15 protein-coding genes and 1 pseudogene are annotated in these 13,038 nt (G+C 34.7%); 11 read left to right on the top strand and 5 right to left on the bottom strand.

The features are described from left to right. Window positions 1-433 precede the first annotated feature (433 nt). Complete coding sequence (locus NST73_RS05965) at window positions 434-658, top strand: hypothetical protein (protein WP_017359644.1); 225 nt, start codon at window positions 434-436, stop codon at window positions 656-658. 412 nt (window positions 659-1,070) lie between these two features. On the opposite strand, the gene NST73_RS05970 is transcribed toward NST73_RS05965, so the two are convergent. Together NST73_RS05970 and NST73_RS05975 are read right to left on the bottom strand one after the other, a co-directional pair. Next, on the bottom strand, window positions 1,071-2,015 hold the full coding sequence (locus NST73_RS05970; RefSeq protein WP_342499456.1) for an acetyl-CoA carboxylase carboxyltransferase subunit alpha: 945 nt from the start codon (window positions 2,013-2,015) through the stop codon (window positions 1,071-1,073). Window positions 2,016-2,047: 32 nt separating this feature from the next. Beyond that, a complete protein-coding gene (locus NST73_RS05975) occupies window positions 2,048-2,494 on the bottom strand; it encodes a MarR family transcriptional regulator (protein ID WP_072367639.1) in 447 nt (148 codons plus the stop codon). 250 nt (window positions 2,495-2,744) lie between these two features. Here NST73_RS05975 and NST73_RS05980 point away from each other — a divergent pair, with 250 nt between their 5' ends. The 4 genes and pseudogenes from NST73_RS05980 to NST73_RS05995 all read left to right on the top strand — a co-directional run bounded on the left by NST73_RS05980 (window position 2,745) and on the right by NST73_RS05995 (window position 5,346). Next, window positions 2,745-3,575, top strand: coding sequence for a sialate O-acetylesterase (locus tag NST73_RS05980; RefSeq protein ID WP_342499457.1), 831 nt, complete (start codon window positions 2,745-2,747; stop codon window positions 3,573-3,575). Between the two features lie 127 nt (window positions 3,576-3,702). Then, a pseudogene (locus NST73_RS05985) lies at window positions 3,703-3,850 on the top strand (CatA-like O-acetyltransferase); the annotation flags it as partial. Window positions 3,851-4,076: 226 nt separating this feature from the next. After that, a complete protein-coding gene (locus NST73_RS05990; RefSeq protein WP_342473996.1) occupies window positions 4,077-5,195 on the top strand; it encodes a Rap family tetratricopeptide repeat protein in 1,119 nt (372 codons plus the stop codon). Then, window positions 5,185-5,346, top strand: a complete 162-nt coding sequence (locus tag NST73_RS05995; protein WP_178930054.1) for a RapH phosphatase inhibitor — start codon at window positions 5,185-5,187, stop codon at window positions 5,344-5,346. Before NST73_RS05990 ends, NST73_RS05995 begins: the two co-directional genes overlap by 11 nt. A 543-nt stretch (window positions 5,347-5,889) precedes the next feature. Here the strand turns inward: NST73_RS05995 and NST73_RS06000 are convergent. Beyond that, on the bottom strand, window positions 5,890-6,078 hold the full coding sequence (locus NST73_RS06000) for a hypothetical protein (protein WP_045035248.1): 189 nt from the start codon (window positions 6,076-6,078) through the stop codon (window positions 5,890-5,892). Between the two features lie 51 nt (window positions 6,079-6,129). Beyond that, window positions 6,130-6,636 carry a hypothetical protein gene (locus NST73_RS06005; protein ID WP_342499458.1) on the bottom strand — a complete coding sequence of 169 codons (507 nt, stop codon included), beginning with the start codon at window positions 6,634-6,636 and terminating at the stop codon, window positions 6,130-6,132. Between the two features lie 609 nt (window positions 6,637-7,245). Between NST73_RS06005 and catA the strand changes: the two genes are divergently transcribed. The 5 genes from catA to NST73_RS06030 all read left to right on the top strand — a co-directional run bounded on the left by catA (window position 7,246) and on the right by NST73_RS06030 (window position 11,247). After that, on the top strand, window positions 7,246-7,908 hold the full coding sequence (gene catA / locus NST73_RS06010; protein WP_342499459.1) for a type A chloramphenicol O-acetyltransferase: 663 nt from the start codon (window positions 7,246-7,248) through the stop codon (window positions 7,906-7,908). A gap of 504 nt (window positions 7,909-8,412) precedes the next feature. Further along, window positions 8,413-8,907, top strand: coding sequence for a hypothetical protein (locus tag NST73_RS06015; protein ID WP_342499460.1), 495 nt, complete (start codon window positions 8,413-8,415; stop codon window positions 8,905-8,907). Window positions 8,908-8,963: 56 nt separating this feature from the next. Then, window positions 8,964-9,845, top strand: a complete 882-nt coding sequence (locus NST73_RS06020; RefSeq protein WP_342495374.1) for a hypothetical protein — start codon at window positions 8,964-8,966, stop codon at window positions 9,843-9,845. A gap of 287 nt (window positions 9,846-10,132) precedes the next feature. Continuing rightward, on the top strand, window positions 10,133-10,306 hold the full coding sequence (locus tag NST73_RS06025) for a RapH phosphatase inhibitor (protein ID WP_216894933.1): 174 nt from the start codon (window positions 10,133-10,135) through the stop codon (window positions 10,304-10,306). 110 nt (window positions 10,307-10,416) lie between these two features. Continuing rightward, on the top strand, window positions 10,417-11,247 hold the full coding sequence (locus NST73_RS06030; RefSeq protein WP_342499461.1) for an SMI1/KNR4 family protein: 831 nt from the start codon (window positions 10,417-10,419) through the stop codon (window positions 11,245-11,247). A gap of 41 nt (window positions 11,248-11,288) precedes the next feature. Here NST73_RS06030 and NST73_RS06035 read toward each other — a convergent pair whose 3' ends face one another. Next, window positions 11,289-11,537: a DUF2651 family protein gene (locus NST73_RS06035; RefSeq protein WP_039168808.1), complete on the bottom strand. Its 249-nt coding sequence runs from the start codon at window positions 11,535-11,537 to the stop codon at window positions 11,289-11,291. 599 nt (window positions 11,538-12,136) lie between these two features. Here NST73_RS06035 and NST73_RS06040 point away from each other — a divergent pair. Beyond that, complete coding sequence (locus NST73_RS06040; RefSeq protein WP_072367645.1) at window positions 12,137-13,033, top strand: macrolide 2'-phosphotransferase; 897 nt, start codon at window positions 12,137-12,139, stop codon at window positions 13,031-13,033. Window positions 13,034-13,038: the final 5 nt, after the last annotated feature.

Here is a 13,038-nt window from a genome sequence, read left to right on the forward strand (position 1 = left end):
AGGGCGTTTTGTAAAAATATGAACGGTTTTTAGAGTTAGATAGATTATAAGAAAATTTCAATATGAACTTTCAAGGAGTGGTAAGGTGAAATCTGTATATTACCAGGGATCGATGAGAAGCAAGTTGAAATGCTCTAATCAAGGAGCTGAAGGTCTATAGGGCTCTGAAGGTGAAGGAAGAAAGGAACAGTTACATTAATTATATTGATGATCTTTTATACTGCTATTATAGTTTGGCTAAACAAAAAATTAAAGAAATTAGAACGCGAGAGCCGACTAATGATGAAATTAAAGCATCGTTCTAGGCGTATAAAAATATTAGGATTGTTGGTGCATCAGAAGCGTCTTTGTCTAAACAAGGTGAATTGATTGAGGATTTTAAAAGAACTCATGTTATCATAGAAGAAAATGGATATTGGAGGATTGTCGTTAAATGCTCAAATCAAAGTTAGTTGTTTGGACGTTTATCGTTGTGACTGGATTCTATATGCTGGTGAGTATATGGAACATTGCTGTATTTCCTGATAAAACATGGACAGATTACGCAGGACAGATTTTGATTGTAGTTTTTGGAAGTATGGTGAATGGTTTAATCGCTGCATTCTTTATGTACGCAGCAGCTATGTTAGTGAAATATATTAATGGTGATAAAGCTTAAAACAGGTGTATAAAAAAGTAATAAAAAAGGTAACATTTTTTTCGGTTTTTAAAAAATACGAAGGAACACCAGAGGATATCGGTGATAATCACAGGATCTACATATCTACCTTGACAGGATAGAGGTCGCTGGTTTGAGCCCAGTCGGAATCATCGTTGAAACCCTTGCCTAGCAAGGGTTTTTTGATTGTCGGTAACAAATGTTTGTTCTGTTTCTTTTGATTGGGGGCGAATTGGGGGCGAATTTTATCCACCAGATTGTTTCTCAGTATTTTTAGAATCAAAAAATCCCTTTTCCATACCGATCGCACACTTTTAATAGTATCAGCATATCCAGTTTAAGAGGTTACTTACAAAATATCTAGAACTTTTTAGTAAGAATTCTCAGAAATGTAATACGGTTTTAAGTATTTTCATTTATAATTCTCTATTTGTCTATACTTGTCATACCGCTGTTGTATAAGTTTTTCCGAGGATAATCGTATCAATTTTTTAAGAGATGATTCGATTGCAGATTCAATCAATTTTGCTTGTGATTTTATATCATTTTGTGCTCCACCCTTAATTTCAGGAATGATTTCATCAATAATTCCTAAATGCTGTAAATCTTTTGCTGAAATTTTCATATGTTCAGCAGCTTCTGGAGCATACTTAGCGTCCTTCCATAGGATAGATGCTGCTCCTTCTGGCGAAATGACCGAGTACCATGAATACTCTAACATATGGATATGATTACCGACACTAATACCAAGAGCTCCACCACTTGATGCCTCTCCAATTACAATACAAACAATTGGCACTTTAAGTGTAGCCATTTCCAATAGATTTCGAGCTATCGCTTCAGAAATTCCACGTTCTTCAGACCCTTTGCCTGGATAGGCGCCAATTGTATCAATAAATGTAATAATAGGGCGATTAAATTTATCAGCTTGTTTCATCAGTCTTAGCGCTTTTCTATATCCTTCTGGATGTGACATTCCAAAATTTCTTTCTATATTTTCCTTTGTACTTCTCCCTCTTTGATGACCAATAACCGTAACGGGCATCCCTTTAAATTTTGCAATACCACCTATCATTGCTTGATCATCACCATATAATCGATCACCATGAAGTTCTAGAAAGTTTGTAAACAATAAAGGTATATAATCCAATGTCGTGGGCCGGTTACGTAGCCTTGCAATTTGAACTCGTTGAAAAGGTGTAATATTAGAATAAATTTCATCTTGCATTTTATTTAAACGTTTTTCTAATTCTTGAATTTCTGATGATAAATCTACATTATGTTCTTCCATCATTTTCTTTAATTCATCAAATTTCTCTTTTAATTCAATAATAGGACGTTCAAAATCCAAACTCATTTTATCCTCCAAAGGGTATGATTTACCTCACTCTAATCAAAAGACTTAGAAATAGAATCAATAAATAATTCAAAACCATCCACAACTATTTTTTGTTCTGATTCTGATAAATTATTGAGGATACGTTGATAAAATGTAAGGGATTGTTCTCTTAAGCGATTAACAGTAATGTGGCCTCTTTCTGTGAGGTGCAGAAAAAGTTCTCTTCTGTTTTCTTCATTTACTTCACGATAAACAAGTCCCTTTTTTACTAACTTATCTACCAATCTACTTACAGTTGAAGTCTCTAATCTAAGTTTATTGGATAGTTGCCAAACAGTTAATTTTTCCATCTCTATTTCCTCTAACGCCATCATTTGAGAGGTTGGTAGAGGTTTTTCAAATGGTCCATTGGGCAAATTTTGAGATTCAAAAACCCCAGTTATTATAATCATTTTTTTAATATCTGATCTTAGTTTTAAGGCATCTTCTCTTTTCAAAAAGGTCACCCTCCTAAAATTCATGTATGATACATCAATTGTATTATACATGAATATGTTTTTTTCACAAGTTTAACGTAAGCCCATATGACAACATGGACAAGAGATTTCTTCTTGTTAAAATGGTTTAAGTGGATTGATCATAGTCGATCCACCTGATTGATAGATGCATCAGGATCTTACCCTAAGTAATTGCTGTTTACTGTTCTTTCAACAAAAATATGAAAAATAAAGAGAGGGGGAGAAAAATATGAAGTCATTTTTACTAATTGGACAATCAAATATGGCGGGTCGAGGCTTTAAGCATGAAGTGCCGCCAATTTATAATGAAAGAATCATGATGCTGCGAAATGGAAGATGGCAAATGATGACTGAACCGATTCATTTTGATAGACCGGTAGCTGGTGTAGGACTGGCGGCTTCCTTCGCGGAGACTTGGTGTAAGGATCATGAGGGAGAAAAAATTGGTCTTATCCCATGTGCCGAAGGTGGCAGTTCCATTGATGAGTGGTCACGAGATGGGGCATTATTTCGTCATGCAATAAATGAAGCTACATTTGCAAAGGAAGATAGCGAATTGGCCGGGATATTATGGCATCAAGGAGAAAGTGACAGCCAAGATGGGAAATACAAAGAATACGATGAAAAAATAAGAAGATTATTTCATGAGCTAAGAACTGAATTATCTGTACCTAACATTCCGCTTGTGATAGGTGGTTTGGGCGATTTCTTAGGAAAGACAGCATTTGGCTCAGGATGTGTGGAATATCAACTGATCAATGAGGTACTACAAATATATGCAAATCATCATGAAAATTGTTATTATGTTACTACGAAAGGCCTTATACCTAATCCGGACGGAATTCACATTAATGCGTTGTCCCAAAGAATATTTGGTATAAGATACTATGAAGCATTTCGAAAAACAGAACATATACATGAACCATTACCAAATGAACATGAGCTAGTGAATGACTGTCATAATAGAATGAATACCTCAGCGGAGAATACATATATAGCACTAGAAAAATTCACGTTGGGCAAGATAACTTACGAAGAGTTGCTGCAGGCTTTAACGTAGGTAAAGGTCATGGTAGTCTTTGAATAGACAGAAACATGATATATCTTTTGAAAGGATGATTGTGGTGGTAAAAACAGATAAAGCTTCCTCCTGAATACAAGAAATTACATTCAGGAGGAGATAAAAAATGTTTAAACAAATAGATGAAAATTATCCGAGAAAAGAGCACTTTCATCATTATATGACATTATATGACGGTAACCCGATGCTCATATAGTCTGGTGATCGATCTAGACATCACGAAATTGTATGCAATATTAAAAGAAAAAAGGCTAGATTCAATGCAAATTACCTGAAGACAAAAGGTATTCTCATGGAAATCTAGAAGATGAAGGCAGACTGAAATGAGTCTGCCTTTTAGTTTTGTGATGATAAAGACATGTGCCAAAGGTTTATTGATGTACAATGGTTCTTTTTGCGGTTTCTTTTCGGTGTCTTGTAAATTTCTGTATGTCATAATAAATGTAATATAAGGAAATCTTGTAGAAGGGGAGTAAGGGGATGGAGAAGGTTCTTTCTTCACATGTTGGTGTGAAAATAAATGAATGGTATAAAATGATTCGTCAATTTAGTGTTCCAGATGCAGAGATTTTGAAAGCTGAGGTAGAACAAGAAATTGAACGAATGGAAGAAGACCAGGATTTACTGATTTACTATCAATTGATGTGCTTTCGTCATCAGCTTATGCTTGATTATATTAAGCCCTCTGATCAACGCTCTTTATCCATTGCAGACTTAGTTGATAAAATAGAAAACTCCAATCATAAATTGTCCGGCATGCTGCAGTATTACAACGCTTTTTTTCGTGGGATGTACGAGTTCAGTATAAAAGAATATGTACAGGCCATCCAATACTATAAAATGGCGGAGAAACAACTTACGCTAGTTATAGATGAAATTGAACAAGCTGAATTTCATTTCAAGGTGGCTGAAGCTTACTATATTATGAAACAAACCCACGTCTCGATGCATCATATTTTAAAAGCTCTGGAAATCTACGATCAATATGATCTGTATAAAGTAAGAAAAATTCAATGTTTATTTGTCATAGCAGGAAATTATGATGATTTGGCTCGACATGATAAATCAATTCCTCATCTAAAGAATGCAATTAAAATAGCAGAGGAAATTGGAGATCAAAAAATCCTAACTAAAGCATTTTTGAATATTGGCCATACATTTGATAGAGACGGTCAATGGGATGAAGCAATCAATTATTTTGAGAAGGCTATTCTAAAGGCAGATGATGATTCTGAGCTTCTTACAAAATTGTATTTTGCGATTAGCTGTACGCAATTTAAAGCAGGAAGACTTAAAGAAGGAGAAGCATCTTTAAAACAAGGAACTAATATACTTAAGGAAGCCCCTAATAAGCTTTATGAAAATCTATTTAACTTCTTAGAAGCGGTTTATGTTAATAATATAAATGAGGAGCAGCTGGCCGAAGTATTTCAGTATCTAGAACAGAAACAGCTTTTCGCTTACGCTGAGGCATGCTATATAGTGTATGCAGATGAGTATGGGAAAAAAGGTCAATTTGAAGAAGCAACAGCTGCTTATCAAAAGGTATTAGAAACACAACTCAAAATTCAGAGAGGGGATTGTTTGTATGAGTTTTAAGAAGGGTTTTAAGATGATTGCTCTTACTGTGGTTGCAGCTGCAGGAGTGTACACTATTGCAACTGATCGAAACACAACATCGATACAAATACAAAAAATCGATCGAAACACGACTATGATCGATCGAAACACAACTTCTCAAAACGTATAGGCAAAATTAAAACAGACCCTGCATGGTCTGTTTTTTATGGGGACGGATTGGGGACGAACCCTTTCAGCTCTCTTCAGAAATGCACATTTTTTATCAGAAAGGCTCATCATAGAATCTTATTAAATCAGCCTTTTTCAGGGAAGGTCTGTTTGCTTCGGATGAGGTCATTCACCTTGACAGGATAGAGTTCGCTGGTTCGAGCCAGTCGGAATCATAGATGTTGATACAGAGCCACTCTCGAGATAATCGAGAGTGGCTTTTGTATTTTTAAAACCAAAAAGAAAAAGGTAACATTACCAAAATAAAAACCACACTGAAAATATAGTGTGGTTAATTTAAAATGCCGTCCATTTGATCAGCTATCTGTTGGCCTGTTGAAGTTAGTACATGAGCATATGTTTGAAGCGTTACTTTTATACTTTTGTATCCTAGTCTTTCACTCACTACTTTTACAGGTGCACCATTTAACAATAAAATAGGTGGTGGTTCGTTGACCTGTTTTTCTTAATCAGGGAGCTACATAAAGTGGCTCTCTGCACAGAATCAATCTTTCTTTTTTTTGTAGTCTTTTACTAAGCTTGAAACAGTTAAACCCATTACACCGAAAGCTACTACATAAAATAAAATATTTGTTACAGGTGTATCAATTTTCCCTAAAATCAAGACAACAGCTATAATAGCGATGGGTAAAGTAATTAACAAACTTTTGGATGCTTTATTTTCCTGTGTCATTAACCAAGAACCTCCTTTTTGTTTCAGCATCTAGGTGTGTTTTAGTACATTTTAAAAAACGAACAACATGATGGTTTTAGCAACCCACCATGCTGCATTTTCACTTCCAGTAACTTTAAGAGCACCTAAATAAATACCATGTTCAAGAGTGCCTGTATAATGTTCAATAGTTATTAGAATTGTTTCTAACCCTGTAACACCGCCTATCATTACTTTCAGTTTTGTAGGTAATTGATCATAAGCTTCTTTTATTTCTTTTATAGCCCATGTGAATTTACCGTGTGTAATAGCTTCTCCATTTGTTTTTGATTGAGCTCCTTTAATTGCTTTTTTGAACTTTTCTGTTTCTACTTCATTTAAATTCCAATACTGTGTTATTTCATCTATTGTAGGCTCTTTTGCTTGATCAAAAGAAGATTTTACAAATGAATAAGAATAGAACTGTTCTTTCTCAAAAGCTTTAGATGCATTTGCTTCTGCAAAAGGTGAGAGTATAAAAACAGAAATTCCTGCAACCATTGATAATATTAAACCTTTGGAAGTACTTGATTTTCCCATAATAAGCTCCTACTTTGGAATATTTTTTAGATTAAGCTTTCAACTAATTAATAATTCAATAATTGTTTTAGTTGTTAGAAATATTCTTCCTTCTTTAAATAATGTTATCATTTGTAAATAAATGAAGTAAATAGGTTATTTGTTATAGGATAGAATGGTATAATATACATATTAATTACGAAAAGACATGACTAGCAAAGAATTTAAATCATTCGTAGAATATAAAAAAGGAATATCTTTTTTGCTCTTAAAAACGAAGAAATACCAGAGGGGGATATTAAAGAAGAAGAGGAGGATAAATAGCTTCTACAGAAAAGATAGAAGTGAATACAGTATATCGTTAATAATTACAGGATTTTTATATCTTCTTTGTAAGCTGAGAAAGATATAGAGCACTAGAAAAGTTCACGTTAGTCAAGATCACTTAAGAAGAATTGCTGAAGGCTTTATCGTAGGCTAAGCTTATGGTAGCCATTGAATGAAAACGTTATAACTTAGAGTAGTGGTAGACAGAAACATAACCTACCGGTTGAAAGGATGATCGTGGTGGTAAAAACAGATAAAGCTTCCTCCTGAATACAAGCAATTACATTCAGGAGGAGATAAAAAATGTTTAAACAAATAGATGAAAATTATCCGAGAAAAGAGCACTTTCATCATTATATGACGGTAACCCGATGCACATATAGTCTGGTGATCGATCTAGACATCACAAAATTGTATGCAATATTAAAAGAAAAAAGGCTAAAAGTATATCCTGTGCAAATTTATTTGTTAGCAAGAGCTGTGCAGCAAATTCCTGAGTTTCGGATGGATCAAGTGAACGATGCACTTGGTTACTGGGAGATTCTCCATCCTAGTTATACGATTTTAAATAAAGAAACAAAGACATTTTCAAGTATCTGGACGCCTTATGACGAAAACTTTGCTCGGTTTTATAAAAGCTGTGTAGCGGACATGGACACTTACAGCAAAAGTAATAACCTATTTCCGAAACCTCATATGCCAGAAAACATGTTCAATATTTCAAGTCTGCCGTGGATTGATTTTACTTCTTTTAACCTTAATTTATCTACAGATATAACTTATTTACTACCAATATTTACGGTAGGTCAATTTAAGATGAAAGAAGAAAAAATCACCTTGCCAGTCGCGATTCAAGTCCATCATGCTGTTTGTGACGGCTATCATGCCGGTCAATATGTGGAATATTTGAGGTGGCTTATTGAACATTGTGAAGAGTGGTTAGACGATTCATTGGATATGTCCTAAATGTCAGGAGTGATTTGCAAGAGGTTTCCAATGGTTTATAGAAGTTAGCATAAAGCAGACTTTAACGAGTCTGCTTATTTGTTGTGTGATGAAGAAGTTATTAGTTTGCAAATAAGGCAATCATGTTTTGTTTCTCAATTATTTTTGCGGTTTCTTTTCGGTGTTTTATAAATTCCATTATGTGATAATAAATGTAATATAAAGGGAATTGATGGAGTGTGGATAGGGGTATAGAAATTTTCAGCTTGAAACTGTCTTCAAGAGTAGTAGGCCTGAAAAATGATTCTGAGTGTTTGTCATGTAAGCTTCTAAATTAATTAATGATAGGTGATGAACTACGGAGTAATGGAATATTTTGAAACTGTAAAAAGGGCGGGAGATTCTTATAGAAGAAAGCAGTGATTTTGTCGGATGTGAAAAAATGTATGCTCACTCTATCCTAAAATCATTATATTGAATTAAATGTATATGTATTTACTCTAAAAATTGATAAAGGTGGTTTACATGATGAAAAAAAGCAATACATTATTACTGTCTTCAATATTTTTAGCTAGCACGATATTCCCTGCAACTGTTTCAGCAACTACTGTTGAGAAAAATGAAACTGAATGGATAACAATTGCAGAGGATACTTCAACGGATTCTGTATCGCATTCAACTAACAAAAAATCGGCAAAAGCTGACTATGTTACGAATTGGAAACTAAGAAAAACTGGTGGATTGATTGGCGAGATATTTCAATGTAACTACAGCATGTTAACGACAGCGAAGTCAAAGGGTAAAATTGATTATATAGAAGCAAAATCACGACTATATGGAGGAGATGGAGGACTTTCTAAAAGCAAGACCGATTCTGCGAAGAAATCAAATTATGCTGGAGCGAATGCTGCCGGTGGTGTTGATGGTGGCTGGGGATGTAAAGGTAGAGCGATTGGAAACTCTTTATATAAAGATAGTGGTTATAAAACTGTTAGTCGCCAAAAGACTTTTAAAATTTAATAGTCGTGATGAGACATAGAACAATTTTATTCATAACCATTTTCATCGTATTACTAATGACTTTTATTTTATTTGTCAGACAAGGAAAAGTCTCTGGCGATATAGACTATAATGATGAAATGTTGGATGTTACTGGACCAGGAACGGAGACCGTATCATATGGTATGTATGAACCTGAGGGGAAGCTTCTTGATACTCTAGATATCGGTTTGATTAAGAAGAACCAAATGAACAAAGTTCTTTCCTTCTCACACTACATAGACGCAGATAGAAAGTACACGTTATTCTTACTAGCAAATTTTAATCAAATAGCATTTTCTGCAGATAATCATAGACCAGCTAAATCATACACATTTGAGATGACTAAAGACCAGGTGATGACATTACCAATCAAAGCGACATTACCAAAAGATGTTGGAGAAATAGCGTTTATTATTGTTCCCGAAGCAAAGTATCATTTGAAAGATAGTCATATAGATATAGCGACAGGTTTACAAGAAAATTATATTATGCGATTCATTACAAAAAAAGCTTCATCTCATCATATTAGAAGTGAATTTTCTCCAATATATAAAACGGATGAATTAACTGGAGAAGAAATTTTCATGGCTTCAGGAAAGGTTTCAAATAAAGTGCTGTATACTTCAAAAAGTCAAATGCCGGTCTATCTCCAAGTGGATAATACAAGTAAAGAAAAAATGAATTATGCTTTAGTCGCATTCTCGGAATTCGATCAACAAAAATTCAATGGAAAACCTGTGATGTATGTATCTGTAGAAAGTGAAAAAACAAATGTTTATCAAATAAAATTGCCAAAAGTGAAAAAGGAAAAGAATTTTCAAGTCATTGCTTTTCCTGCACCTTTTGATAATAGTACTAAATTTGAGGAAGTTAATTTTAGAGGCTATTCTTCTATTAGAACGTTAATTCAACCATAGGAGGCAATTTTATGTGGATGATCATTATTTTATTCATTATATTGATAGGATTTACAGGGAACATGGTATCGATTTAGAGAAATATTCAACAATCTAATGAAAAGATTATAAAATTATTAGAAGAAAATCAGACACACAAGTAGTCCATTGAGTTATGGTTTATGACAGCGTATTTAGCACACTGCTCCTGAGAGGGAGCTCTTTATTTACGGTTTCTTTTTGGAAAGAGTAGCAGAATAGAAAGGCTCTTAAAGCTCAAAATGATATTCAAAAAGGAGAGTGTCTGTATGGTGATTAAAAGACTCCTAATCATTGTATCCATTGTATTGTTAAGTGTTTCAACAGCAGAAACTTTAAAAATCATTGAAACAAAATCAATTCGGAATACAACAATGGAGGAACAAAAATCATATCGAAACACGACTATGATTGATCGAAATACAACTTCTGAAAACGTATAGACAAGATTAAAACAGACTTTAAGAGTCTGTTTTTTTATGAAGTAGAATGAGTAAATGAACAGTTGGTCAATGTTATACTTATCTCAGATAGATACGAGGAGGCATCCACTTTGAAATCATTCTGGGAGAAAGATGAAGAGAGTCCTTTTACGTTAGAAAAGATAGATGAGGAACAAATTCATGAAGCAGAGGGAACGCTTGGTGTCACTTTACCTGATACATACAAAAAACTCATTTTAGAATGGAATGGTGGTTTTACAGTTCGCAATGCTTTTCCAACCGAACGGCCGAATTCATGGGCAGAGGATCATGTTCAATTCGACCATCTAAGAGGAATCGCCAAAGATGATGTAATTATGAATAGTGTTCAGTTAAGTGATGAATTGGAGCTGCCTGAGGGACTTATTTTCATCAGCGGGGAAGAAGATACATGGATCGCCATGGATTATCGAGAAACGAAGGAACATCCTCCTATTCACTATTTCGATTTAGAGCTGGAAGTAGATTTTAAGCTGGCAGATAGTTTCGATGAATTTGTTGAGCGGTTATATACAGCTGACGACGCCATGGTTGAAGTAATAGAGATTGAGGAGGAAGCTTCGGATTTATATATCAGTAAAGAAGAGCTTGAACACATTTTTGAGAGAGGAGACCTTCGTCAGCAGAATCTCTTCAAAATAGCGCATTATCCGATGGAAGACATTGAAGAGATTGCATGGTTTTTCTTGCGCATGAAACAGTGCATTCAACAGATAAAAGATCAACATGTCTTGTATGAAACAGCTACTGCTATTCACTCCAACCTTCTGTTAAACCCAGATATGCCAAGGAATGACCGTATCAATCAAGAGCTGCAAGAAATGGCTGAATTTCTAGAAAATAGTGGAGATCCGAATATCGCCTTTTTGGGAGGGGACATTCATCCAGTGAAAGAACGATAGTGAAAGATGAAAAGCCCTTTCTAGGGCTTTTCGAATGTAGTTTATGATCTCTTTTTATTTAAAATTTTCATAATGAATAATGCTATATATGAAGCAATGAATGAGCCCAAAGTGTAAACAACAGCCCAGCCAAAGAAAGAGACATTAAAAAGTGTAAATGTCAGAATGAGCAAAATGATAAAGCTCACAACTGGCATGAAATAAACCTTTTGTACAAACAATGTGACGATTAATGAAGCGATCAAAATACTTACTGGAAGCAAGCCGAATGCGAATTCTAAATGAGTCATATCCATTCTCCTTTTAAAAATGACTTAGCTACATTTGATTTGTTCTCATTGTCTCTCATACACTCAAAATTCATAGTACATCGGGTTTTTGAGTTTAATAAATTATATTAGACAGAAGAATCAATAGCCATATCATAACACAGAAAAATGAAATTATTTCATTTTATGTAATTTAAAGGATGTTTGATGATTTTAAATCCTTCTTTTTGTCATCTTATTGAAAGTCATATTTAAATAAAGTATAGTAAATTTATATGATAAAGAGGAGGATGGTTAAAGATGATGCATTCAGGAAGATTACGCCAGAAAACTTTGAACAATCAGTAATTTCATATGTTCAAAGGCTCTGTTTTCATCAAACGGAGTAAACGGGGTAGTCTGCACATTTTTAATGATCTTCAGCGGGAAAGTATGCAATTTCACTAGAAAAGAGGCAGCTAATCGATCTGTCTTTTTTTTGTATGTTTTTTATGATGCAAAGAAAGGCATATGTCTAGCTTTGTTTACTCTGACCACATAAAGTAGCCTGTTTGTGGGTTTTGTGATGATATTCTTGGTGCCTATTGATCATGACTAAATGAGCAATTGGAGGAATGGATATGAACAGACTGGAATTAAAGCAGTTAGTCAAACATCACGGATTAGAGATTTTAGAGAATACCATCAAAATAAATGAATCAGGTGTGGATTTCCGTGTCGCTCACGTCGAAGATTTACATGGTGATCAATGGATATTAAGAATGCCTCGCAGACCTGAATCAATGAAACATACCTTACAAGAAAAAAAGACATTAGATTACATTAGTAATCAGGTTCACTTTCAGGTTCCTAAGTGGTCTATCTTTACAGAAAATCTGATTGCTTATAAACAATTAGAGGGGGTACCGGCAGCTAGTATTGATGTGGAACAGCAATCTTATGTGTGGAGTTTTGACCAAACGAATGTACCGCAAGCTTATTATGAATCATTAGGAAGAGTTTTAGCGAATGTACATTCCTTAGATCAACAGCCTTTTAAAACGATCGGTGTGGAGATGATCAGTGCACATGAATTAAGAGGATCAATGAAACAGCGAATGGAATGTGTCAAATCGCAATACACCATTAACAGCGGTTTATGGGAGCGTTGGCAAGAATGGCTAGCTAAAGATTCTTTATGGCCGCCTTTTGTGGGAGTGAAGCATGGAGATTTGCATCCTGGCCACATTCTGATTGATGAAAATCAATGTGTTACCGGTGTGATTGATTGGTCTGAAGTGGGGATTGGTGATGTATCTGCCGACTTTTTGTCGCATCAACTTCTGTTTGGGAAAGAAGGATTAACGAAACTTATCCATGCGTATGAAAAAGCAGGCGGGAGAACTTGGTCAGGAATGGATGAACATATAATAGAACTTCTGACGACAAGTGCGATCACTGTGGCCGAGTACGCACAGAGATCAGGATTGAAAGATATGCATGAATCTGCCGAATACATGTTGGCAAACGAAAGCTGATCAAT

This window comes from Bacillus sp. FSL W7-1034, assembly GCF_038593365.1.
In the GTDB taxonomy this organism is placed as follows: domain Bacteria; phylum Bacillota; class Bacilli; order Bacillales; family Bacillaceae; genus Bacillus; species Bacillus altitudinis.